The 24,831-nt window shown below is 73.5% G+C and carries 14 protein-coding genes; 7 read left to right on the top strand and 7 right to left on the bottom strand.

The genetic code is table 11. From position 1 onward, the window contains the following. Window positions 1-3 precede the first annotated feature (3 nt). The 4 genes from paaD to paaA are packed head-to-tail and all read right to left on the bottom strand — an operon-like array spanning window position 4 to window position 2,486. Window positions 4-480 (bottom strand): 1,2-phenylacetyl-CoA epoxidase subunit PaaD, encoded by a 477-nt coding sequence (paaD, locus tag BM424_RS05055; RefSeq protein ID WP_245775605.1) that lies wholly within the window; start codon window positions 478-480, stop codon window positions 4-6. After that, window positions 477-1,235, bottom strand: a complete 759-nt coding sequence (gene paaC, locus BM424_RS05050) for a 1,2-phenylacetyl-CoA epoxidase subunit PaaC (RefSeq protein WP_093414022.1) — start codon at window positions 1,233-1,235, stop codon at window positions 477-479. The genes paaD and paaC overlap by 4 nt, the downstream gene beginning before the upstream one ends. Continuing rightward, the gene (gene paaB / locus BM424_RS05045; RefSeq protein WP_093414020.1) at window positions 1,228-1,506 is read right to left on the bottom strand and encodes a 1,2-phenylacetyl-CoA epoxidase subunit PaaB; all 279 of its coding nucleotides are present in this window, start codon (window positions 1,504-1,506) and stop codon (window positions 1,228-1,230) included. The genes paaC and paaB overlap by 8 nt, the downstream gene beginning before the upstream one ends. Beyond that, on the bottom strand, window positions 1,503-2,486 hold the full coding sequence (paaA, locus tag BM424_RS05040) for a 1,2-phenylacetyl-CoA epoxidase subunit PaaA (RefSeq protein ID WP_245775604.1): 984 nt from the start codon (window positions 2,484-2,486) through the stop codon (window positions 1,503-1,505). Before paaA ends, paaB begins: the two co-directional genes overlap by 4 nt. Window positions 2,487-2,697: 211 nt before the next feature. Here paaA and BM424_RS05035 point away from each other — a divergent pair, with 211 nt between their 5' ends. After that, window positions 2,698-2,943, top strand: a complete 246-nt coding sequence (locus BM424_RS05035) for an acyl carrier protein (RefSeq protein WP_093414017.1) — start codon at window positions 2,698-2,700, stop codon at window positions 2,941-2,943. Continuing rightward, entirely contained in the window at window positions 2,943-4,415 is a 1,473-nt protein-coding gene (locus BM424_RS05030; RefSeq protein WP_093414016.1) for a class I adenylate-forming enzyme family protein, read from the top strand. Before BM424_RS05035 ends, BM424_RS05030 begins: the two co-directional genes overlap by 1 nt. 120 nt (window positions 4,416-4,535) lie before the next feature. Here BM424_RS05030 and BM424_RS05025 read toward each other — a convergent pair whose 3' ends face one another. Continuing rightward, complete coding sequence (locus BM424_RS05025) at window positions 4,536-8,243, bottom strand: type I polyketide synthase (protein WP_093414014.1); 3,708 nt, start codon at window positions 8,241-8,243, stop codon at window positions 4,536-4,538. Next, window positions 8,236-16,713 carry a non-ribosomal peptide synthetase gene (locus tag BM424_RS05020; RefSeq protein WP_093414013.1) on the bottom strand — a complete coding sequence of 2,826 codons (8,478 nt, stop codon included), beginning with the start codon at window positions 16,711-16,713 and terminating at the stop codon, window positions 8,236-8,238. The genes BM424_RS05025 and BM424_RS05020 overlap by 8 nt, the downstream gene beginning before the upstream one ends. Before the next feature lie 588 nt (window positions 16,714-17,301). Between BM424_RS05020 and BM424_RS05015 the strand changes: the two genes are divergently transcribed. Next, window positions 17,302-18,564 (top strand): phthiocerol/phthiodiolone dimycocerosyl transferase family protein, encoded by a 1,263-nt coding sequence (locus BM424_RS05015; RefSeq protein ID WP_093414011.1) that lies wholly within the window; start codon window positions 17,302-17,304, stop codon window positions 18,562-18,564. 40 nt (window positions 18,565-18,604) lie between these two features. Further along, window positions 18,605-19,123, top strand: coding sequence for an RNA polymerase sigma factor (locus BM424_RS29700; protein WP_093414010.1), 519 nt, complete (start codon window positions 18,605-18,607; stop codon window positions 19,121-19,123). A gap of 300 nt (window positions 19,124-19,423) precedes the next feature. On the opposite strand, the gene BM424_RS05005 is transcribed toward BM424_RS29700, so the two are convergent. Next, on the bottom strand, window positions 19,424-20,260 hold the full coding sequence (locus tag BM424_RS05005) for a M23 family metallopeptidase (RefSeq protein WP_093414008.1): 837 nt from the start codon (window positions 20,258-20,260) through the stop codon (window positions 19,424-19,426). Window positions 20,261-20,760: 500 nt separating this feature from the next. On the opposite strand from BM424_RS05005, the gene BM424_RS05000 reads away from it, so the two are divergent. From BM424_RS05000 to sucD, 3 genes are all read left to right on the top strand, one after another. Beyond that, window positions 20,761-22,479, top strand: coding sequence for a hypothetical protein (locus tag BM424_RS05000; protein WP_175547925.1), 1,719 nt, complete (start codon window positions 20,761-20,763; stop codon window positions 22,477-22,479). 255 nt (window positions 22,480-22,734) lie between these two features. Next, on the top strand, window positions 22,735-23,901 hold the full coding sequence (gene sucC, locus BM424_RS04995; protein WP_093414007.1) for an ADP-forming succinate--CoA ligase subunit beta: 1,167 nt from the start codon (window positions 22,735-22,737) through the stop codon (window positions 23,899-23,901). 7 nt (window positions 23,902-23,908) lie between these two features. After that, window positions 23,909-24,793 (top strand): succinate--CoA ligase subunit alpha, encoded by an 885-nt coding sequence (gene sucD / locus BM424_RS04990; RefSeq protein WP_093414005.1) that lies wholly within the window; start codon window positions 23,909-23,911, stop codon window positions 24,791-24,793. Window positions 24,794-24,831: the final 38 nt, after the last annotated feature.

The following is a 24,831-nucleotide window of genomic DNA, read 5'->3' as shown; positions in this document are numbered from 1 at the left end:
GCCTCACATCGCCGTGATGCACGGGAAGATCTCCCGGCACCGCGCGCAGCGCAGCAGCGACTGGCAGCGCGTCGGGCCGAAGGAGCTGTGCGGTCGGGTGTCCTGGGAGCCGCAGTGCGGGCACGGCGTGCCCAGCCCGAGTCCCACGGGAGTGGGACCGCCGGGCGGGGCGATGCCGTGCTGGGCGAGCTTGTCCCGCCCGGCGGCGGTGATCCGCTCCGGGGTCCAGGCGGGCGAGAGCACCTGCCGCACCCGGCCGTCGGGGTGGCCGCAGTCGGCCAGCACGTCGGCGATGGCCTCGGTGATCGCCGGGATCGCCGGGCAGCCCAGGAACGTCGGCGTGAACTCGACCTCCACGCACCCGTCGTCCGCGGTGCGCGCGGAGCGGATCACACCCAGCTCGCCGAGGGTGATCATCGGCAGCTCGGGGTCGGGCAGCGCCTCGACCCGCTCCCGCACCAGGTCCGGGGCCGCGCTCACCAGGTGCCTCCGGGGAACTGGCGGCGCACCGACTGCATCTCGGCGACGAGCGAGCCGAAGCCCTCGGTGTGCACGCCGCTGCGGCCGCCGGTGGCGTGCCAGCCCGGCTTCGGCTCGGTCAGCCCGGCGCGGGCGAGCACGTCGGCCACGCCGTCGTGCCAGACCTCGCGCACCTCTTCGGGTTTCGGGTGCAGCCCGGCCTCGACCAGCCGCTCCACCACCGGGTCGGTCTCGACGAGCTCGGCCGCGTAGGGCCAGACCCGCTCCAGCCCGGCCTGCATCCGGCGCGCGCTCTCCTCGGTGCCGAGCCCGAGCCGCACCGCCCAGTCGGTGGCGTGCCTGCGGTGGAAGGCGACCTCGGCGGCGGCCCGGGCGGCGAACGCGGCCAGCTCGGCGTCGGCGCAGCCGGCCAGCCGCTCGTAGAACGGGACCGCGTGGTGGGCGAACACCAGCTGCCGCGCGATCGTCACCGCGAAGTCGCCGTTGGGCAGCTCCACCAGCAGCGCGTTGCGGAACTCCCGCTCGGTGCGGCCGAACGCCAGGTCGTCCTCGTCCCGTCCGCTGCCGTCCAGCTCGCCGCCGAGCGAGAGCAGCACGCGGGCGTGGCCGAGGAGGTCGAGGGCGATGTTGGACAGCGCCAGGTCCTCCTCGATCATCGGCGCGCGCGTGATCCACTCGCACAGCCGCTGACCGAGGATCAGCGCGTCATCACCCAGCCGCAGCGCCAGTTCCGCGAGGTCGGCGTGCTCACGCATCCCCGTTCTCCTCGGTCATCGGGTACTGCTCCGGGTACCGGTAGGGCTTGTGGCGGGCGTTGCTGAAGAACGGGTCGTGCTCGTCCGGCGCCGACGCGTGCACCGCCTCCGAGGCCACCACCCACAGCGACAGCGGATCGCCGCGCCGGGTGTAGAGGTCGCGGGCGCGGGTGAGCGCCAGGTCGGCGTCGGCGGCCCGCACCGATCCGACGTGCTGGTGCGCCAAACCCCTGCGCGGGCGCAGGAACACCTCCCAGGAAGCACCGCTCATGACGTCCCCTCCTCGCGGGCGGCGTGGGCCAGCGCGGCTTCCCGCACCCACGCGCCGTCGTCGTGCGCGGCGACCCGGTGGGCGATGCGCTGCCGCGCCGAGGGCAGGTCGTCGCCCAGCGCGTCGCGGTACACCTCCCAGGTGATCGGCGTGAAGTCGTAGTGGCCGCGCTCGTCGTTCCAGCGCAGGTTCGGGTCCGGCAGGTCCAGGCCCAGCGCCTCGGCCTGCGGCACCACCTGGTCGACGAACCGCTGCCGCAGCTCGTCGTTGGTGTGCCGCTTGATGCCCCACGCGATCGCCCGCCGGGACACCGCCGCGCCCATCGCCGCGGTGCGCTCGTCGGCGCCGCCCGCGACCGTGTCGGGCGGGCCGAACATCAGCGCCACCGCGGGCAGCCACCACCGGTTGACCGCGTCCTGCGCCATCTCGCGCTGCTCGGGAGTGCCCTGGCACAGCGCGCGGATCTGGTCGTAGCCCTGCCGCACGTGGAAGGTCTCCTCCTGGCAGACCCGCCGCATCGCCCGCGCGTAGGGCCCGTAGGAGGTGTGGCACAGCGGGGCCTGGTTGAGCACCGCGGCGCCGTCGGTGAGCCACGCGATCGCGCCGGTGTCGGCCCAGGTCAGGGCCGGGTGGTTGAACGTCGCGGCGAACCGCTGCCTGCCGGTGTGCAGCGCGTCGAGCAGGTCCTCGCGGTCCACGCCCAGCGTCTCGGCGGCCGAGTACAGGTACATGCCGTGGCCGGCCTCGTCCTGGACCTTGGACAGCAGCACGGACTTCCGGTGCAGCGACGGGGCGCGGGTCAGCCACGCGCCTTCCGGCTGCATCCCGATGATCTCGGAGTGGGCGTGCTGTGCGACCTGCCGCAGCACCATCCGCCGGTAGCCGTCCGGGACCCAGTCGCGCGGCTCCACCGAGGCGCCCTCGGCGAGCAGGGCCTCGAAGCGCTCGGTGAGCTCCTGCTCGGATCGCGGCGCGCTCACGGGTTCTCGCCTCGCCTGCGTTGCCTGCGCACCCCGCATCACTCCTCACGTGATCACCCGCGGTGTTCCCACCCGAGAAGGAGTGCCGAACCGGCCCCGGCTATCCCGGGCGCTCGCGTGACGAACCTCACCGAGGGCGCGGGGATCGCGGGCGCCCGCGCGCGCCTCCTCCCGGGTGACACACGTTGTCGACAACGCGAAAGAGGTTGCCATGAGCACCATCCGGGAGCTGCTGGTCGAACTCACCGGCACCGCCGAGTACGCCGACCAGGTCGGCGACGACGTCGACCTGGCCGCCAGCGGCATCGACTCCGGCGACCTGGTGCGCCTCGTGCTGCTCGTCGAACAGCGCACCGGCGTCGAGATCACCGCCGAGGACGTCGAGGAGCTGCGCACCATCGCCGACTACGAGCGCTTCATCGCCGAGCGCGCGTCCACCACCACCGGCGGCGCGTGATGTGGCTGACCCAGCTGGCGGAGCGCAACCGCCAGTGCTTCCCGAACCGCACGGCCCTGGTCGACGAGCACCGCAGCGTCACCTGGGCGGAGTTCCACGACCGCACCCTCGAACTCGCCCGCGGGCTCGCCGAGCTCGGCGTGCGGCGCGGCGACCGGGTCGTGGTGCTGTCCCAGGACCGGGTCGAGGTGCTGGAGAGCTACTTCGCGATCGCGCGCCTCGGTGCGCTGTTCGTGCCGCTCAACCACAGCGTCGCGGCCCCGGAGGCCGCCGAGATGATCGAGCGGGTCGGCGCGGTGGCGATGCTCGGCGAGTCCGAGCTGCTGGACCGGCACACCGACCTGCCGTCGGTGCGCATCCGGGTCTCCTTCGACAAGCCGGAGTTCGCCGAGCTCGGCAGCACGTCCCCGGACGTCGAGCTGCCGGAGGTCGCCGACACCGATCCGGTGGCGGTGCTGCACACCTCGGCGACCACCGGCCGGGCGAAGGGCGTGACCGTCGACGCCGGCTCGTTCCGCGCGATCGCGCTGGGCTGGCTGGTGCAGGCGCGGCCGACCGACGACATCGTGATGGTCAACTGCTGCCCGCTGTACCACGGCAGCATGGTCGTGTCGCTGACCTACCTGGCGGCGGGCGCGACGCTGGTGCTGATGCCCGGCTTCACGCCGCAGCGCGCGCTGGCCGCGGTGGAGAAGCACCGCGCCACGCACATGTGGCTGGTGCCGCAGATGCTGCGGTTCATGTTCCAGGCCAAGGCGGCCGAGTCGGCGGACCTGTCGTCGCTGCGCGAGGTCCTCTACGGCGCGGCCCCGATGCCGATCGACGTCTACACCGACGCGGTGGGCCGGCTCGGCTGCGGCTTCCGCCAGGTGTACGGCATGACCGAGGTCGGCGGCCCGTTCGTGACGCTCGGCCCGGACGAGCACCCGCAGCCCGGCGACGTCACCGCCCGCATCCCCTGCGGCCGGGTCATCCCGGGCATGTCGGCCCGCGCGGTCGACAAGCGGGGCGTGGAGCTCCCGACCGGGGAGATCGGCGAGATCGTGGTGCGCGGTCCCGGTGTCATGCAGGGCTACTGGAACGACCCGGAGGCCACCCGCGAGGTCACCCTCGACGGCTGGATCGTGACCGGCGACCTCGGTTTCCTGGACGAGGACGGGCGGATCCACCTGGTGGACCGCAGCAAGGACGTGATCATCCGGGCGGGGCAGAACGTCTACCCGTCGGAGGTCGAGCGGGTGCTCATGACGCACCCGGCGGTCCGGGACGCGGCGGTGATCGGCGTTCCCGACGACGACTACGGCGAGGTCCCGCTCGCCCACGTCGTCGCCGACGACGTCACCGCACCGGAGCTCCTGGCGTTCCTCAAGGACAACCTCGCCCCCTACAAGCGCCCGCGCCGCATCGAGTTCATCGACGCCGTTCCCCGCAACCCGGCGGGCAAGATCCTCAAGAAGCAGCTCCGAGCCTGACCCGTCGTGGGGGGAGTTTCCGGTGAAACTCCCCCACGCGACCGGAGCGGGGGACCGTCACCTCGGGTGGGTGGTGGGGGAAGTTTTCATGAAAACTTCCCCCACCCCACGGGACCCGGGTCAGCCGAGAGCGGTGCGGAGGGTCTCCGCGATCTGCGCGATCGGGCCGGGTTCGGTCATCTCGTAGTGGTTGCAGGGGATCGGGTGGTCGTGGAGCGAGCCGGTGACGTGCTTGCTCCAGTGGGCCGCCTTGTCGGGCGCGAGGGCGAAGTCGTCCGTCGCGCCGGGGACGTCCTCGGTGGCGGTGAAGAACAGGGCGTCGCCGTCGAACTCGCCCGGGGCGAACTGCGGGGCGATGCGCAGGCTGTTGCGCATCACCTCGGCGATCGACGTCGCCTGCTCGCGGGTGACCGGCGATTCCCCCGCGGGCAGTGCCGAGATCCGGTCCAGCACCTCGGACACGTCCTCGGCGCCGGAGAGCCCGGCGACGCGCCCCAGCAGACCCGCGACCTGCCGCTCGATGCCCTCGGCCGTGTAGGGCAGGCCCTCCGGCAGCGGGGCGTCGAGCATGGCCAGCAGCTCGACCTCCTCGCCGTCGGCCTGCAGGGCGCAGGCCATCGCGTGGGCGACGAAACCGCCGTAGGACCAGCCGAGCAGCCGGTACGGGCCGTGCAGCTGCACCTCGCGCACGAGGTCGACGTAGGAGCGGGTCATCTCGGCGGCATCGGCGGCGGGCGGCCGGGTTCCGTCGAGACCGAACGCCTGGATGCCGTGCACCGGCTGGTCGGCGCCCAGCTGCGGCAGCAGACCCGTGTAGCGCCACGCCACGCCCGCGCCCGGGTGCACGCAGAACAGCGGAGTCCGGGAACCTTCGGCGCGCAGCGTCAGCAGCGGCGCCAGCCCGGTCGGGCTCGGCCCGTCGGCGGCCAGCGCCCCGGCGATCGTCGGCGCCGACAGCAGCGCCGCCGCGGGCACGTCCAGCAGTCCCGCCTGCCGCAGCCGGCCGGCGAGCAGCACCGCCCGCATCGAGTCGCCGCCGAGGTCGAAGAGGTTGTCGTCCAACCCGATCCCGTCGATGCCCAGCGTCTCCTCCCACACCCGGGCCACCGCGCGCTCGCGATCGGTGCCGGGAGCGCGGTGCGGGGTCGCCAGGTGCGGGCGCGGCGCCCGCGTCTCCTCGACGACCTCCACCTGTTCGCCGCCGGTGCGGGCGCCGGGGGCGTCGATCCAGTGCCGGTGCCGCTCGAAGGCGTAGCCGGGCAGCCGCACCCGGCGCGGCTCGCCCGCCACCTCCGGCAGGGCCGAGGTGACGCCGTGGCTCCACAACCGGCCCAGCGCGTCGGCGAGCACCCGCCCGTCCGGCTGCTGCGCCTTGGCGTGCCGCATCGTGGTGACCGCCCGCGCCTCCGGGAACCGCGCCCTGGCGAGCTTGGTGAGGCCGTCACCGGGGCCGATCTCCACCAGCACCGGGTCGTCCTCGCACAGCGTCGCGATCCCGTCGGCGAAGCGGACGGTGCGGCGGAAGTGGTCGATCCAGTGCTGCTCGCCGGTCACCTCCGGACCCGCCCAGGTGCCGGTGACGTTGGAGACGTAGGGCAGGCGCGGCGCTCGCCGCGTCACCCCGCGCAGCTGCGCGGTGAAGTCGCCGACCACCGGGTCCAGCAGGTGCGAGTGCGCGGCCCCGGCGACCCGCAACCGCCGGAACGGCACGTCCCGTCGGGTCAGCTCGGCCTCCAGGCGCACCACGGCTTCCTCGTCCCCGGCGACGGTGCAGGCCTCGGGGCCGTTGATCGCGGCCAGCGACAGCCGGTCGTCGAGCAGCTCCCGCAGGTCCTCGGCCGGGGCGGCGACGCCGACGGTCGCGCCTCCGGCGGAGACGATGAGCCGCAGCCGCTCGGCCACCAGCGGCAGCATCTCGTCGAGCTCCAGCGTTCCGGCCAGGCACGCCGCGGTGTACTCGCCGAGCGAGTGGCCGATCAGCGCGTCCGGCACCACACCGGACTCCATCAGGGTCGTGGCCAGCGCGTACTCGGTGACGACCAGGGCCAGCATCGCCGACGGGCTGCCCGGTTCGGCGTGCTCGAACAGCGCCGTGCGGATGTCCTCGCCGAGCACCGGCCGCAGGATCGCCGCGCAGCGGTCGACCGCGTCCCGGTAGACCTCGTCGTCGCGGTGCAGCTCGGCGCCCATGCCCACGTACTGGGTGCCGCCACCGGGCAGCAGGAACGCGATGCGGGGCTCGTCCTCCCCGGTCGCGTGACCGGCGGGTCCGGCCGCCCGCAGCGCGGCGACGGCCTCCTCGGTGCTGGAGGCGCTCACGGCGAGCCGGTGCGGGAAGGCCGGGCGGTCGACGCGCAGCGAGTGCGCCACGTCGTCCAGCCGCAGGCCGGGGTGGTTCTCCAGGTGCCGGGCCAGCGCCTCGGCCTGGCCGCGGATCGCCCCTGCGGTGCGCGCCGACAGCGGCAGCACCTGACGTCCCGAGCAGTCCGGTCGCGGCGAATCCTGCTGCGGCGGGGCCTCTTCCAGGATCACGTGCGCGTTGGTGCCGCCGATGCCGAAGGCGCTCACCGCGGCCCGGCGCGGGTGGCCGGGGTCGGGCCAGGGCTCCAGCTCGGTCGGCACCCGGAACGGGCCGGACGGGAAGTCGATCAGCGGGTTGGGCTCGGTGAAGTGCAGGTTCGGCGGGATCTGCCGGTGCTCCAGGGACAGCACGGCCTTGATGAACCCGGCGATCCCGGCCGCCGCGCCCAGGTGCCCGATGTTGGTCTTCACCGATCCCAGCGCGCAGAACCCGGTGTCCTCGGTGGACTCCCGGAACGCCTCGGTGAGCGCGGCGACCTCGATCGGGTCGCCGATCCGGGTGGCCGTGCCGTGGGACTCGACGAGACCGATGGTGCGGGCGTCGACGTCGGCCTGGGCCTGGGCGGCCAGTACCACCTCGGTCTGCCCGGCGGAGCTGGGAGCGGTGAACCCGACCTTGCGCCGCCCGTCGTTGTTGATCGCGGTGCCCCGGATGACGGCCCGGATCCGGTCGCCGTCGGCGAGCGCGTCCTCCAGGCGCTTGAGCACCACCACGCCCACGCCGTCGCCGGAGGACGTGCCTGCCGCGTCGGCGGCGAACGCGCGGCAGTGCCCGTCGGGCGAGAACGGCCCGTCGGGCACGTGCCGGTAGCCCAGCGCCGCCGACGGGTTCAGCGACGCCGCCCCCGCGAGCGCGGTGTCGCAGCGGAACTCCAGCAGGTCCTGGCAGGCGGTGTGCACCGCGACCAGCGCGGTGGAGCAGGCCGTCTGCACCGACGAGCTCGGCCCGGTCAGCCCGAGCTCGTAGGAGATCCGGGTGGCCAGCGTGCCCAGCGAGTTCGCGGTCGCCGAGTGCACCAGCTCCACGCTGCCGGGCTGCCCGGCGAAGCGCGGGTACACGTGCGCCGGGTAGTAGCGGCTGTCGCCCGCCCCCGCGTACACGCCGGTGGTGAGCTCGCCGTCGGGTTCGGGCAGGCCCGCGTCCTCCAGCGCGTGGTAGGCGGTCTCCAGCAGCAGCCGCTGCTGCGGGTCGACGACGGCGGCCTCGGCGGGGCTGTAGCCGAAGAAGCCCGAGTCGAACCGGTCCATCCCGTCCACCGTGGAGGCCATCCGGACCAGCGCGGGGTCGTCCAGGTCGCGCGGATCACCGCCCGCGGCGAGGAACTCCTCGTCGTCGACGGCGCGCACGGATTCCCGGCCCGAGGCGAGGTTCGCCCAGAACTCGTCCACATCGGACGCTCCGGGCAGGCGCGCCGCGACGCCGATCACGGCGACGGCCGGTGCGTCCTCCGGCGTGGTGTCATCCATCGCGATCCTTCCGCTGGCGGCGGGCGCTGCGGGCGGCCCGCTGCCGCTGTGCTCGTTGCTTGGCCCGGTCCAGGCCGCTGGGTTCGGCCTGCCGGTCGGTCTCGGGTGCGGCGGTGCCCTGCCGGGCCAGGTGCCGCGCCAGGGCGCGCACCGTGGGGTGGGCGAACAGGTCGACCACGCCGAGCTCGCAGCCCAGGGCCCCGTTGATCGCGGTCTGCGCCTTGACCAGCAGCAGCGAGTTGCCGCCGAGGTCGAAGAAGTTCTCGTCGCGGCCCACCTCGTCGCGGTCGAGCACGCCGCGCCAGATCGTCGCGAGCTCGTCCTCCAGCCGCCGCTGCTCGTCGCCGCCGGTCTGCTCGGCCCGGGCCGAGGTCCCGGCCGAGCGCAGCACCCAGGTGCCGGGCGCGGCACCGGCCGCGGCGGCCTCGTGCAGCGCGCCGAGGTCGGTGCCGTCGTCGAGCCCGACGCGCCCGGCCAGCCGCCGCAGCTGACGCGCGGGCGCGCGCACGTGGCTGCGCACCCACGGGGCGGTGCGGTCGGCGCCGATGAGCAGGTGCGGTTCGTCCAGGCCCCGGGCGAAGTCGAAGGAGCGCAGCGCCTGCGCCGGGTCCAGCACCCGGTAGCCGCGCATCTCGGTGAGCTCGGTGTGCCGGTAGCCGCGGCTCATGCCGCGTTCCCGCCACATGCTCCACGCGAGGCTCTGCCCGGGCAGGCCGCTGCGCCGCCGGAGCACGGCCAGGGCGTCGAGGAACGCGTTGGCCGCCGAGTAGGCGGCGTTCATCGACCCGCCGAAGTGCCCGTTGACCGAGGAGAACGCGACGAACGAGGTCACCGGGTGCTCGGCGGCGACCTGGTGCAGCGTCCAGCCGCCCAGCACCTTCGCCGACAGCGCGTCTCGCCAGTCGGCGGGGGAGAGCTCCGGCACGGGGCGTTCGTCGAAATCGCCCGCCAGGTGCAGGATCCCGGTCAGCGGCACACCCCACTCGCCGGCCGCGGCGTCCACCGCGGCCCGCACCTGCGCCGGGTCGGTGACGTCGGCGACCGCGTGCCGCACGTCGCCGAGCCGCTGCAGCCGCTGCAGCGCCGCGGCCTTGTCGCCGGTCGGCTCGGTGCGGCCGAGCAGCAGCAGCCGGGTGCCCGGCGCGTCGAGCAGGTGCGCGGCCAGCTCGGCCCCGATCCCGCCCAGACCGCCGGTGACCAGCTGGAACCCGTCCTGCCGAACGATGTTGCCGGGACTGGGTTCGGCGGGCAGCGGGGCGAGCCCGCGGACGTGCCGCCGTCCACTTCGGACGGCGACCTCGGTGTCGGCGGGATGACCGGCGGCCTCGGAGACGACCGCGTCCAGCGGGTCCTCGTCGGCGCCGACGTCGAGGTGCACGCCGCGCAGCCACGGCAGCTCCTCGCGCACCGACTTCAGCAGCGCACCGGCGGCGGCGTGGGCGGGCGAGGGCAGCTCGTCGTCGGCGACGGCCTGCGCCCCGGCGGTCACGAACAGCAGGGTCACCGGTCGCGGCCGTTGCGCCAGCGCGCGGGTCAGCACCAGCAGCGATTCCGCGCCGCCGTCCCACGGCTGCTCACCGGGCCGCAACGCCGCCAGGTGCACGACGGTGTCGACCTCGCGCCCGTCGGCCGCCAACCCGGCCAGCAGCGCCGCGTGGTCGGCCTCGTCCGGCCGCACCCGGTAGGTCGCCGCGTCCACCCGCTCGAACTCCGCACCCGGCGCGACCACGGTGCACAGCCCGCCGTCGGCGCGCAGCCGGGCCGCGAGGCGCTCGGCGAGGTCGGTGTCCGCGCCCGCGAACACCAGCACGTGCCCGGCGGGCCGGGCCGGGCGGTGCGCCTCGGCCCGCTGCCACACCGGGCGCAGGAACCAGTCCGGGACCGTGGCCGAGGTGCCCAGCAGCAGCTGCGACTCGCGGATCTCCGCGTCGAACTCCCCGGCCTCGAAGCTCTTGCGCAGCTTGGTGCGCTGGATCTTGCCGATCTCGGTCTTGGGGATCCGCTCCGGCGCCACCGGGAGCACGAACGCCGGGCTCACCCCGACCTCGCGGGTCACCTTGCCGCCGATCTCCCGCAGCGCCGCCGCCGCGTCCTGCCCCTCGGCCAGGTGCACGAACAGCGCCAGCTCGTCGGTGCTCACCGACGGGTCCGAGCGCACCGCGCAGGCGGCGGTGAAACTCCGCACCACGCTGGGAAGTTCCTCGACGCAGGCCTCGATCTCGTGGCTGTAGTGGTTGACGCCGTTGACGATGATGACGTCCTTGGCGCGGCCGGTGATGAACAGCTCGCCGTCGCGCAGGAACGCCAGATCACCGGTGTCGAACCAGCCGTCCTCGGTGAACGACTCGGCGTTGGCCTTGGCGTTGTCGTGGTAGCCCTCGGTCACCGAGGTGCCGCGCACCTGCAACCGGCCCACCTCGCCCTCGACCAGCAGCCGGTCCTGCTCGTCGACGACCCGCATCCCGAACCCCGGGTAGGGCAGGCCGCAGCTGACGAACGACTCGTCGTGGTCCGGGACCTCGCCGGGCAGCTCGAAGTCGGTGACCACCGAGCAGGTCTCGGACATGCCCCAGCCCGGGTGCATCACGTGCTGCGGCAACCCGAACGGCCGCAGCGCGCGCAGGAACTTCCGGGCGGCCGAGGCGACCACGACCTCACCGGCGTTCATCACCAGCCGCACCGGCGAGAGGTCCCAGTCCCGGCCGGTGAACCGCTCGGCGTGCTCGGCGAGCAGCCCGAACGCGAAGTTCGGGGCCCAGGTGACGCTGACCCGGTGCCGGTCCATCAGCTCGGGCCAGCGCGGCGGGTCCTCCAGGATCCACGAGGTCTGCGCGTGCACCTGGCGGCAGCCCAGGTAGACGTCGCGGAGGTGGAACATCACCACGCCGGTGACGTGGTCCAGCGGGATCCAGTTCAGCGAGACGTCCTGCGGCCCCAGCCCGTTCATCGCCTCGGTCGCCGCTGAGCGGGTCAGCACCGCCCGGTGCGTCTGCCGCACCGCCTTGGGCAGACCGGTGCTGCCGGAGGTCATCAGCAGCAGGAGCAGGTCGTCGGGTTCGGCCCGGTACCAGTCGCGGTCCTCGGGGTGGGCGCGCAGCTCGTCGGCGGTGAGCAGGTGCAGGTCCGGCCAGCTCTCGCGCGCGGCGTAGGAGCGGATGCCGCTCTCGTTGCCCGCCGAGGTCGCGATGAGCGGGCGGCCCAGCATCCGCCAGATGCCGTCGAGCTTGGCCAGCGCCGCCGACCCGGTGTCGTAGGAGCCGGGCACGGTCAGCGGCACCGCCGCGAAACCGCCCAGCACGCACCCCCACAGCACCGACACGAAGTCCTCGGTGTCGTCGCACTGCAGGATCACCCGGTCGCCCGGCTGAAGCCCCGCGCGGCGCAGCCCGGCCAGCACCCGGGAGGCCTGGGCGGCCAGCTCGGCGTAGCTCATGCGGCTCTCGGTGCCGTCCGGGCGGACGTGCACGATCTCGCCGTCGCCGCGCTCGGCGGCCCGGGTGAGCGCCGAAGCCCAGTCCGGCACCGACGGTTCCGGCAGCACCGGTCCCTCGGACAGCGCCGGAACGGTGCTGGTCGGCCCGCTCTCGGGCGCCTGCGCGGCCTCGGTGCGGGGCGTGCCGAGGTGACGGCGCTCCAGCTCGACCGGGACGTCCTCCAGCCGCACCTCGACGTCGCGGACCCCGTCGACGGCGGCCAGCCGCGCCTGCCACTCCTGCGCGCTGCGCTCGTCGACGACCGGCAGCGCGCGCAGCGCGTCGAGGTCGAGCGCGCCGTCCTCGTCGCGCGGTAGGTCGTTGACGGCGACGACCCGGGCAGCCCCCGCCAGGGCGCGTTCGACCTGGTCGACCGCGCCCTGCCGGTCCGGGACCACGGCGAGCGCCCGGTCGTCGATCACCGCGGCGTCGCGGATGCCCGGCACCGCCAGCGCGGCGCGTTCGAGCGCCGGTGGCACGGCGGCGTTCCCGGCCGCCGCCGGGCGGGTGCGACTGGTCAGGGCGCTCAGCGGAGCGTCGGGGTCGGCGCAGGCGGACTGCAGGACCTCGTGCAGCGCGCGGGCGAACTCCTCGGCGGTGGCCGGTTCGTAGAGGTCGGTGGCGTACTCGACGTGCAGTTCCAGGCCGTCCGGCCGCTGCTGCTCGTCGTGGCGCTCCAGCACGTCGACGAACAGGTCGAACTTGGCGGTGCCGGTGGCGCTGGGCCACAGCGCCGCGCGCTCGGTGCCGAGGTCGAGCACCGCGGTGTCGTTGTTCTGCAGCGCCAGCATCACCTGGAACAGCGGGTGCCGCGCCGGGTGCCGGGCGGGGTTGAGCTCCTCCACCAGCCGGTCGAACGGCATGTCCTGGTGGTCCAGCGCCCGCAGGTCGCTCTCGCGGACCCGGGCCAGCAGCGCGCGGAACGCCGGGTCTCCACCGGTGTCGGCGCGCAGCACCAGGGTGTTGGTGAGCAGCCCGATCACGTCGTCGAGGGCCGGATCACCGCGTCCGGCGACCGGGGTGCCCAGCACCACGTCCTCGCCGGCGCCCCAGCGGGTCAGCACCGCGCTCACCGCCGCGTGCAGCACCACGAACAGGCTCACGTCGGCCCGCTCGGCCAGCTCCAGCAACCGGGCGTGCAGCTCAGAATCCACAGTGGACGTCGTGCTGGCGCCCTCGCCCGCGCTGGTGCCGGGGCGGGGCCGGTCGGTCGGCGGGGAGCTCTCGGCGGGCAGCCCGGCCAGCGCGGAGCTCCAGAACTCGGTGAGCCGCTCGATGCGGCCCGCGCCCGGTGCGAGCAGTTCCCGCTGCCAGAGCGCGTGGTCGGCGTGCTGCACCGGCAGCGCGGGCAGTTCGGGCACCTCGCCGGCGACGCGGGCTCGGTAGGCGGCGCCGAGGTCGTCGGCCAGCGGCCGCAGCGACCAGCCGTCGGCGGCGCTGTGGTGCAGCAGGAGCAGCAGCGCCCGCTCGCCGGTGCCGAACAGGCCCGCGCGCAGCGCGCTCTCGCGGGTCAGGTCGAAGCGGTGCCGCGCGGCCGCGGCCACCTGCGCGTCGACCTCGTCGTCCGGGCAGTCCACCACCCGCAGCTCCGGCACCAGCTCCCCGGGCTCGCGCACCAGCTGGTGCACGCCGTCCTCGTCGGGGACGAACACGGTGCGCAGGCTCTCGTGCCGGGCGGCGACATCGCCCAGCGCGGCCCGCAGCGCCTCGACGTCGACGTCGTGGCGCAGCCGCACCACCAGCGGGATGTTGTAGGTGGCGGCCCGGTCGCCGAGCCGGTCGAGGAACCACATGCGCTCCTGGGCGAACGACAGCGGCACCCGCTGCGGGCGCTCGACGGCCGTCAGCGCGGGCAGCCGCGCGCCGGTGTCCCCGCCGATCCGCGCGGCCAGGGCCGCCGGGCGGGGCGCGTCGAACAGCTCCGAGATCGGCACCTCCGCCCCGGTCTCGGCGCGCAGCCGCGCCAGCAACCGGGTCGCCAGCAGCGAATGCCCGCCCAGCGCGAAGAAGTCGTCCTCCACGCCCACCTCGGGCAGTCCCAGCACCTCGGCGAACAACCGGCACACCAGCGCCTGCTCCGGCGTGCTCGGCGGGGTTCCCCCTGCTGCGGCGGCGAAATCGGGTTCGGGCAGCGCGGCGGTGTCCAGCTTGCCGTTGGCGGTCAGTGGGAACTCGTCGACGAGCACGCACGCCGCCGGGACCATGTGCTCGGGCAGCCGCGCCGCCAGGTGCTCCCGCAGCTCGGCCGGTTCCGGCCGCGCCGAACCGGGCACCGCGTAGCCGACGAGCTGCGGCTGACCGTCGCGCGAGCGGGCCACCACCGCGGCCCGCGCGACCGCCGGGTGCTCGGCCAGCACCGCCTCCACCTCGCCCGGTTCGATGCGGAAACCGCGGATCTTGACCTGCTGGTCGGCGCGCCCCACGTACTCCAGCACGCCGTCGCGGCGCCGCCGCGCCAGATCCCCGGTGCGGTACATGCGGGTTCCCGGGCGCCCGAACGGGTCGGGCACGAACCGCTCCTCGGTCAGCTCCGGCCGGTTCAGGTAGCCCGGCGCCACCCCGGGCCCGGACACGTGCATCTCACCGACCACGCCCGGCGGCACAGTGCGGCCGGCGGCGTCGAGCACGTGCACCCGCAGGTCGGGCAGCGGGCGGCCGATGACGCTCGCCCGGCGCGGGTCGTCCAGGTCGGCCCAGGTCATCCGGTGGTGCGTGACGTGCACCGTGGTCTCGGTGATGCCGTACATGTTGACCAGCTCCGGCGAGTCCACGCCGCGCCGCTCGGCCCACGGCCGCAGCCGGTCCGGGTGCAGCGCCTCGCCGCCGAAGACCACGTAGCGCAGCGCCAGCGGACGCCCGTCATCGGCCGCCACCAGCTGCTCGAACGCCGACGGCGTCTGGTTGAGCACCGTCACGCCCTCGGCCGCCAGCAGGTCCAGGAACTCGCCCGGCGAGCGGCTCACCTCGTGCGGCACCACGACCAGCCGGCCGCCGTGCAGCAGCGGACCCCACAGCTCCCACACGGCGAAGTCGAAGGCGTAGGAGTGGAACAGCGTCCACACGTCGTCGGATCGGAAGTCGAAGTGCTCGGCGGCGGCGTCGAACAACCGCAGCACGTTCGCGTGCGGCACCGGAACGCCCTTGGGGCGCCCGGTGGAACCGGAGGTGTGGATGACGTAGGCGATGTCGCCGGGCCCGGTCGGCCCGGTGCGCTCGGCGTCGGTGAGCGGCTCGGATCCCCGCCCGGCCAGGTCGGTTTCGGTGGCGGGATCGTCGAGCACCGCGGTCGCCGGGACCGGCAGCAGCTCGGCGTGCGCCGAGTCCGTGACCAGCGCGACCGGGCCGACGTCGTCGATGACCAGCCGCAGCCGCTCCGCCGGGTGCCGCACGTCCAGCGGCAGGTACGCCGCACCGGTCTTGAGCACCGCCAGCAGCGCCGCGACCAGGCGGGTGCCGCGCGGCAGCGCCAGCGCCACCGCCGTTCCCGGTCCGGCGCCGCGCTCCACCAGCAGCCGTGCCAGCCGGTTCGCCTCCGCGTCCAGCTCGGCGTAGGTCAGCGACTCGCCCGAGCAGGACACCGCGACCCGCTCCGGGAACCGCGCCGCCTGCTCATCGAAGCGGCGGGCCAGCGTCGTGGTCACCGAGTGCTCGGGAGCCTGCGCGTCGCGCGGTTCCTCCTCCGGCAGCAGCAGTTCCGCCGCGCCCACCGGCATTTCCGCGTCGGCCTCGGCGCACTGCCGCAGCACCAGCAGGAACCGCCGCAGGTGCGCGTCGAGCTCGTCGGCGTCGTAGAGGTCGGGATTGGCGTCGAAGGCGATCCACAGCGCCTCCGGGTCGGCACCGGGGCGGATCGAGATCTGCAGGTCCTCCACCGCGCCACCGGACAGGTGGTGCGAGGTCGACGGGCTGCCCGCGAACACCAGGTCCTCGGTGAACGGCACGACGTTGACCACCGGCCCGTGCATCCGCCTGCCGCCGCCGAGCAGCCCGAGATCGCGGCGCAGCACCTCGCCGCGCTGCCGCTGGTGCCGCCGCAGCGCGCGCAGCTCGTCGGCCACCGATCCGGCGAACTTGCCGATCGGCGTCTCCGGGGCGGCCGCGATCCGCAGCGGCAGGATGTCCGAGGCGGTGCCCGGGGTGCGCAGCGCGGCGCTGCCCAGCCGGCTCATCGTGGCCAGCCCCAGCACCAGGTCGTCGGCGCCGGTCATCCGGTGCAGGTAGGCGGCGATCGCGGTGACCAGCAGATCCGTCCGCGCGACGCCGAGCCGTGAGGCCGCCGCCGACAGCACCTCGGCCTCGTCGCGGGACAGGTCCACGGTGCGGCGCAGGAACGGCGCGACGGGCGCGGCGGTGCGATCGGTGAGCCGAGCGGGCTCCGGGAGCCCGGCCAGCTGCTCGGCCCAGTGCGCGCGGTCCCGCTCGCTGCGCTCGGACGCCAGGTAGGCGGCCTCGTCCTCCTGCAACCGGTGCACCGACTCGAACCGCGCGGGCTCCGGCTCCCGCCCCTCGGCCAGCGCCGTGTAGGTGTCGGCCAGCCGCCGCGCGACCATCTTGTAGCTGTAGCCGTCCAGCAGGATGTGGTGCGCGCGCAGGAACCAGATGTGGTGCTCGGCGCCCAGGCTCAGCAGCGCGTGCGAGAACAGCGGGCCCGCGTCGAAGTCCACCGGGGTGGCCAGGTCGCGGTGGATCCACTCCTCGGCCGCGGCCACCGGGTCGTCGGCGTCGCGGAAGTCCGCGCGGTGCAACGGCCAGTCGTCCGGGGCGCCCAGGTCGCAGCGCGGCCCGTCCGGGGTGTCGAAGAAGCGCAGCGCGAAGGTGTCGATCTCGGCGACGGTCCGGCGCAGCGCCGTCTCGAAGAGCTCGGCGTCGATCGGCCCGTGGATCTCCACGTGCTCACCGGTGTTGTAGGCGGCGCTGCCCGGTGCGAGGCGCTGGGCGAACCAGAGACCCTCCTGCGCTCCGGACAGCGGTCGACGATCTTCCCGGCGGACTGACATGGCACCAACCCTGTTGTGGCGAGCGGTCTTCCAACGGCGCCCGCTCCCGCAGCCGGTCGTGGGCGCACCGATCTGCGCGCGCACCCGACCGCCCCCGCGTGCGGTGCTGCGAAGCGCCGGAAAGCGGGGGTGAATGCTCGGGAAAATGCGTTCGCGCGTCCGGCGGGAATCGCGATCTCCCGCCGCGCGGAGCACATTGCCCCAGTGCGGCCAACTCGGTCAAGACCGGAGAACGTGGGAGGAATGTCCGTTCTAGAAAAACACCTAGAATGCGCGTTCGCGGTCGTGATCCACCCCATTCCCGTTCCGCTCGGGCGGGCGGCGCGGACGTGCACCAGCCGTCGGTGCAGCGCTCGTGAACTGCGTCGATGATGCTCCCGCGCTGGTGGCGGCGGGTCGCGCCGGTGGGCCTCGGTCTGGGGAAACCCTTAGCTTCCGCCCCGTATGTCTTGATTTCCGATCGCCCTCGCGCCTTTTCTGGACCCAACCCTGCCGATGCGAAGTTCAGGCGCGGGAAAAACACGTGCTGAGGAACGCCCCCGATCTCCGGGAAAAAGGGGATCGCGGCGTCTGGAAAGGGCGGAAGCGATGCGACGCGCACTGTGCCCGGTGGAAACCCTCTACGTCGGCCAGCGCAGCAGGGCCGTGCTCTCCTGCGAGGTGCGCGGCGCTCTCGACGCGGCGCTGCTGGCGCGGGCCTTCGACGAGGTGATCACCGAGCACCCGACGCTGCGCTCCCGGATCGTCCCGGACGGCGACGGGCACGCCTTCGAACTCCTCGGCCCGCAGGACCGCCCCGCGCTGCGGGTCCGGTCCGATGTGGACACCGCGCACGGCGACGAGCTCAACGACCCGCTGCCGGTCGGCGGCCCGCTGGTGCGCGCCACCCTCGCCTCCGATCCGGTGGGACGCCGCCACCTGCTGGTCATCTCGGTCGACCACGCGGTCATCGACGGGCACAGCGCGATCGCGCTGCAGAACGCCGTCTGGGACCGCTACCGCGCGCTCGCCGACGGAGCCCCGCTGGCCGCACCGGCCGAACGCGGGTGGCCCGCGCCGATCAGCGGACTGCTGCCGCCCGCCGACGACACCGCCGTCGCCGAGCACCTGCGGCGACGCCTGGCCGAGGTGCAGCGCGACCCCGTCGAGCTGCTCGCCTACGACGGGCCCCGCAGCGGCGGCCGCATCGAGGTCCGCAGGCTGCTGCTCGACGCCGACCGCACTGCCGCGCTGCGCGAATTCGCCCGCAGCGCAGGCGTTTCGGTGCACGGGCTGATGGGAGCGGCGCTGCTGTCGGTCGCCCGCTCCCGCCTCGGCGGCGACGACCCCCGGGTGCTCGGCTGCCTGTCGCCGGTCGATCTGCGCTCCCGCATCAGCCCGCCGGTGCCGCCGAGCGAGATGGTCGCCGCGGTGGCCACCCACCTGCACGCCCTGCCGGTGGCCGCGAACCCCGACCCCCTCGTGCTGGCCGGGGAGACCACCGCGCACCTGCGCGCGGCCATCGCCCGCGGTGAGCACTTCCACGACATGCGCATCACCCCCGAGGTCCCGAAGCACCCCGCGCTGCAGATGGCCACGGTGATCGCGACGAACATGGGCGAGGTCCCCGGCCCCCGGCTGCCCGCCGGGCTGGACCTGGTCGACGTGCGCCTCGTTCCCGGCCGCGAGCACTACTTCCCGCAGGCCGGCCGCAGTCCGCTGATGGCCTGCGTCGTGTCCTTCGACGGGCGGCTCGCCGTCGAGCTGCCGCACCACACCGCCTGCTTCAGCGCGGAATTCATGCGCTCGTTCCGCGACGACCTCCGCTCCGCGCTGCTGTCGCTGCCGACCCCGCGCGGACTCCTCACCTGAGCGCACCCCACCGGTCCCACCCGAGGAGCGAGCCTCCGAGATGACGATCGCGCACGAACCGAACCCCGTCCCCGCCCTGCTCGTCCGCGCCCAGGGCGGCGACGGGCAGGCCATGAACGAACTGCTCACGCACATCACGCCCTACGTGGCCCGGGTGTGCGCGTCGGTCGCCCGGTACCACAGCTCGGACGCGATGCAGGAAGCGCTGCTGGCGATCTACCGGGGGCTGACGACCGTCCGCGAGCCCGCCGCCTTCTACGGCTGGGTCCGCTCGGTCACGGTCCGCGAAGCGGTCCGCACGGTCAAGCGGCTCAACGACGCCGCGACGTGCTCGTCGGTGGAGGCCCGCCACGAGGCGAATCCGCTGGAAGGCGTGCACATCAACGACGTCCTGGAACGTCTGTCCACACCGCACCGCGAGGTCCTGACCCTGCGCGCCTGGGGGCTCAACGAGGAGGAGATGGCCGAGACGCTCCACCTCCCGGTGGGCACGGTCCGCTCCCGCCTCCACCGAGCCCGCCGCTCCTTCCAAGAAGCCTGGGCCCCCTCCGCCGCCTGACCCTCACCCCAAAACCCGAGCCCCACCCCGACTCCCGAACCTCACCCCGTCTCCCGAACCTCACCCCGGTGTCCCTGAACCCGGGTGCGGTGGTTCCGCGGGGTGCATGCCTCGCCAGGGGACAGTTTTAGTGAGAACTGTCGGGCATCGGTGTCCGAAATGTCGGGACAGTTTTCACTAAAACTGTCCGCACGCGCACTCGCGCACCTTCAGAACCGCGGTGCACGCGCGCGAAAAAGCGGTTCGGCGACCGCGGGATGGTCGCCGAACCGCTCAGGAGTCGATCAGACCGGGAGTCGATCAGGTCGGGGAGATGCCGCGCTCGCGCATCCACGGGAGCGGGTTGATCTTCTTCCCGGACGAGTTCCACACCTCGAAGTGCAGGTGGGTGCCGGTGGAGAAGCCGCGGTTGCCCATGGTCGCGATCTGGTCGCCCGCCTTGACCCGGTCGCCCTCGTCCGCGGTGATCGTGTTGACGTGGCCGTAGACGGTGATCGTGCCGTCGTCGTGCTGAACCCGGACCCACAGGCCGAAACCGCTGGCCGGGCCGGCTTCGATGACGACGCCGTCGGCGACCGACATGATCGGGGTGCCCTTGGAGTTGGCGATGTCGATGCCGTAGTGGGTGGTGCCCCAGCGACCGCCGAAGCCGGAGGTGAAGTTGCCCAGCGCGGGCACGTGGTACTTCGGCTGCCGGGCGGCTTCCTCGGCGGCGCGGCGGGCGGCCTCGCGCGCTTCGGTGATCCGCTCGCTCTTGGTCAGCTTCTCCATCTCGGAGCTGACGTCGGAGGTCTTGGCGACCGGGAGCATGGCGGGCGCGGGAGCGCTGCCGCCCATCCCGTTGTAGGTGGGGGATGCCGAGCCGTCCTCGGCCATCGCGGTGTTGAACGACCCCGCGGCGTCGGAGGCGTTGAAGTCATCGCTGTCGGGGGAGGCGTTTCCCTCGCCCGCTGCCAGCGACTGGCCTGCCGCTGCGAACGCGCCCGCCGCTACCGCGGCGACGACGACGCGACCGCGCCAGACCGAAGCTGTCGATGCACCCCGGCCCCGATTCCGAGCACTGGAGGGGTCGTCGGGGGACGCCTCCGGGTGACCGGGAAAGGGTCGTTCGCCGCCGGGGGAGCGGTGGTGAGCCAATGCCTGCCCTTCCGTCTCGGGGAGCCTGATCGCGCGGGCCCGGAACGGGGAATTTCCGGGTGCCGGTCGGGGAACCGGCCGAAGGTTGTCCTTCGTGATCAGACCGTGACAACGGACCGGGGGACAGTAGCGAAGCCGATCCCCTAGGGGCAACACCCGATCTGTGACGCGTCGGCGACCGCCCGTGTTCGAAATACCCGTCGCGGGGCGGATTGTCAGCCCCGTCCGGATACTGCGCGTGGTCGTCGCTCAGCGGAGCCACCTGCGGGTTCGTGATCAGCGGCGGGGGTTCCGATCGGCCCAGTCGGCCTCGTTCTCGGAACCGATTCGGACACGCGGGGGCACTGCGCTGTGCGACACGTCACACCCCAAGAGCGTCTTGTCGGCGAGCCGAAGATGCTCCGTTCGGGTGCTGCCCGGGCGTGTCGGGACGCGGCGACCCCGAGGTGGGGCTGCGGGTGGTGTCCGGAAACGGTCACCCGGTTGCTAGCGTCTGGCCGGTGACTGCGCGGCCTGACCTCCCGTCCGGTTCGTCTGCCTCGGCTTCGGCCCCGGCCACGAACCCGCAGCCAACGCTCGGCACGCCGGCTCGCCTGCGCGCCGCGATCGGGCTCGCCCTGCTCGGCGCCGCGCTCACCGGCCTCGGACCGCTGCTCGGGCTGACCAGCCCGGCCGTCCCCGCCGCCTACCCGGCCTGGCCGCTGCTGCTGGTGCTCGGGCTGATCGCCCCGGTGCTGGCCGCGGTGTTCGCCCGGCGCGGCCGCCCGGTCGTGGCCGCCGCGCTGCTGGTCGGCCCGGCCGCCTTCGCGCCGGGCAGGCTCGGCCAGGACGTCCAGTTCGCCGCCGACGCGGGCATGGCCGCGCGCCCGGAACTGCTGCGCGCCACCTCCCTGCTCAACTTCGAACCCGGCCTCGGCTGGTGGCTGCTGGCCGCCGGGCACCTGCTCGTGCTGGTCGCGGGCGTGCTCGGCACCTGGGGCACCCGCGAGTCCGGCGCCGGGTCGCACCGCCAGGGCCTGCTGGCGATGGCGCTGTGCGCGGGCGTGCTCGGCGCGGTCGCGGTGCTGATGGCCCCGTTCTCCTCCGACGACCCGTACCTGCCCGCCGAGACCGCCCTCGACGGGCCGCTGCCGGTGCTGATCGGCAGCGCGCTGCTGGCCGTCGCGGTGCCCTGCGCCGCCGGTCTGCTCGCCGGTTCCACCGACGCGGAGTTCGCCCGCGGCGGCCTGCTCGGCGTCGCGTTCTCGCTGATCGCGGTGTCCGTGCCGCCGCTGGTGTCGGTGCTGGTGCTCGACGTGATCACCTTCGCCTGGGGCCCGCTGCTGGGTCTGCTGGCCGCCGCCGCGCTGCTGGTGCTGGCGGTGCGCGCCGGGCGCGGCGAACCGGCCGAGGACGTCGACGACCTGCGGCTGCCCGCGCTGACCAGGCTGCTCACCCTCGCCGGGGTGTTCGCGCTGCTGGCCGGGGCGGTCGCGGTGCTCGCGGCGCTGACCCCGCACGTCGCCATGCCCTACGGGCTGCGCGACCCCTCCGAGTACCCGGCCCGCGTGCTGCTGCCGGCCGGGATCCTGCTGGTCCTGGTGGGTGCCGGGATGCTGCTGCCGAAGCTCGCGCTGACGCTGCGCCCGGTGCTGACCGTGCTGTGGGCGGTGGTGCCGCTGGCCGCGGCCGGCTCGCTGGACGCGGTGTTCACCGCGGTGCAGGTGGCCGGGGCCGGAGCGGGCCTGGGTGCCTGGGCCGCCGGGCTGTCGGTGCTGCTGGCGGCCGTCGCGGCGGTGCTCGCCGCGCTGGCCGGGGCCGTCGAGCGCGACGACGTCGACCTCACCGAGATGGCGATGCGCCGCCTGGTGCTGGTCCCGTCGCTGGTCGCGCTGGTGCTCGGCGCCGGGGCGTTCAGCCTGCCGGTGCTCACCGCGCCCGACTACAGCGCTCCCGGCGTGTTCACCGACTTCGGCACCACCTCGTGGGGCCTGGTGCTGGCGCTGGCCGCCGTCGTCGGCGCGACCGTGCTGGCGCCGATGTGCCGTCCGGGCCCGGCGGCCGCGCTGCTGTGCGGTGCGGCGCTGCTGGTCGCGGTGCGCGCGCTGGAGTTCCCGCTGACCGCCGGGCGGCTGCCCGGCGCCGCCCCGGGGCTGGGCCTGTGGTGCGCGATCGGGTGCGCGGTGGTGCTGCTCGGCACCGCCCTCGCGGCCCGCACCACCGCCGAACCGCGCAGCTGAGTTCACCCTCCCGGACGTCTTGTGGGACCCCACGCGGTGCCCGAGACTGGCTGCGCGCCGTCACGGCGCCTGTTCCGTTCGTCACGCGAACGCAGATATCGCTCCTGCCGAAACCGGCGAATTCCCGTGTTGGACGGGTCGATCCAGGCTTGACGCCCTACCTCAGGTGAGGCAGTTCACCAGGTGCGCCGCCCCATGCGTCATCGCAGGTCGATATCGTCACCGAGTCCGACACCGACGTCGCAGGAGAGTCGAGTGGACCTGTACGAGTACCAGGCGAAGGAGCTCTTCGCCTCCCACGGCGTGCCGACGCTGCCCGGCGCCGTGGCGACAGACCCGCAAGGGGCCAAGGCAGTCGCCGAAGAACTCGGCGGGCCCGTAGTCATCAAGGCCCAGGTCAAGACCGGTGGCCGCGGTAAGGCCGGCGGCGTGAAGCTGGCCGAGTCCGCGGATGAGGCCCAGACCAAGGCCGAGGCCATCCTCGGTCTGGACATCAAGGGCCACATCACCAACAAGGTGCTGGTGACCTCCGCTTCCGACATCGCCGAGGAGTACTACTTCTCCTTCTTGCTCGACCGCGCCAATCGCAACTTCCTCGCGATGGCCTCGGTCGAGGGCGGCATGGAGATCGAAGAGGTCGCGGCCACCAAGCCCGAGGCCCTGGCCAAGATCGCGATCGACCCGATCGAGGGCGTCGACCAGGACAAGGCGAAGGAGATCGTCTCCGCCGCCAAGTTCCCGGCCGAGGTCGCCGACCAGGTCGCCGACGTGATCGTGAAGCTGTGGGAGACCTTCGTCGCCGAAGACGCCACTCTGGTGGAGGTCAACCCGCTGGTGAAGGACCCCGAGGGCAAGGTCATCGCCCTCGACGGCAAGGTCACCCTCGACGAGAACGCGTCGTTCCGCCAGGCCAAGCAGGAAGAGCTGGTGGACAAGGCCGCGGAGAACCCGCTCGAGGCCAAGGCCAAGGAGAAGGGCCTCAACTACGTCAAGCTGGACGGCGAGGTCGGCATCATCGGTAACGGTGCCGGTCTGGTCATGTCCACGCTGGACGTCGTGGCCTACGCCGGTGAGAACCACGGCAACGTGAAGCCGGCGAACTTCCTCGACATCGGCGGCGGCGCCTCCGCCGAGGTCATGGCCGCGGGACTGGACGTCATCCTGGGCGACCAGGACGTGAAGTCTGTGTTCGTCAACGTCTTCGGTGGCATCACCGCCTGCGACGCCGTGGCCAACGGCATCGTGCAGGCGCTGAAGATCCTCGGCGACGAGGCCACCAAGCCGCTGATCGTGCGTCTCGACGGCAACAACGTCGACGAGGGACGCCGGATCCTGGCCGAGGCCAACCACCCGCTGGTCACGGTCGTGGACACGATGGACGGTGCGGCCGACAAGGCCGCCGAGCTGGCTGCGGGGGCGTGAGGCGATCATGGCTATCTTCCTCAACGAGAACAGCAAGGTGATCGTTCAGGGCATCACCGGCTCTGAGGGCACCAAGCACACCGCCCGCATGCTGCGCTCCGGCACCAACATCGTCGGCGGTGTCAACGCCCGCAAGGCCGGGCAGACCGTCGAGATCGAGGGCAAGGAGCTCACGGTCTTCGGCAGCGTTCAGGAGGCGATGAAGGAGACCGGCGCCGACGTGTCGGTCGTCTTCGTGCCGCCGAAGTTCGCCAAGGACGCCGTGATCGAGGCGATCGACGCCGAGATCGGCCTGGCCGTGGTCATCACCGAGGGCATCCCGGTGCACGACTCGGCCTACTTCTGGGCGCACGCCAACGCCACGGGCAACAAGACCCGGATCATCGGGCCGAACTGCCCCGGCATCATCTCGCCCGGCAAGTCCAACGCCGGCATCATCCCGGCCGACATCACCGGCCCGGGCAAGATCGGTCTGGTGTCCAAGTCGGGCACGCTGACCTACCAGATGATGTACGAGCTGCGGGACATCGGTTTCTCCAGCGCCGTCGGCATCGGTGGTGACCCGATCATCGGCACCACCCACATCGACGCGCTCCAGGCCTTCGAGGAGGACCCGGAGACCGAGGCCATCGTGATGATCGGTGAGATCGGTGGCGACGCCGAGGAGCGCGCGGCCGACTACATCAAGGCCAACATCACCAAGCCGGTGGTCGGCTACGTCGCGGGCTTCACCGCGCCGGAGGGCAAGACCATGGGTCACGCGGGCGCCATCGTCTCCGGTTCGTCGGGCACCGCCTCGGCGAAGAAGGAGGCCCTGGAGGCCGCGGGCGTGAAGGTCGGCAAGACGCCGAGCGAGACCGCCAAGCTGATGCGCGAGATCGTCAAGGGCTGACGCCTTTCGACCTCGATCGTTTCGGGGCCGGGTTCCCA

Origin of the sequence: Saccharopolyspora flava, assembly GCF_900116135.1 — a bacterium.
Lineage (GTDB): Bacteria > Actinomycetota > Actinomycetes > Mycobacteriales > Pseudonocardiaceae > Saccharopolyspora > Saccharopolyspora flava.
Note: the sequence above shows the minus strand (reverse complement) of the source record. Positions and strands in the feature narration are given on the sequence as shown.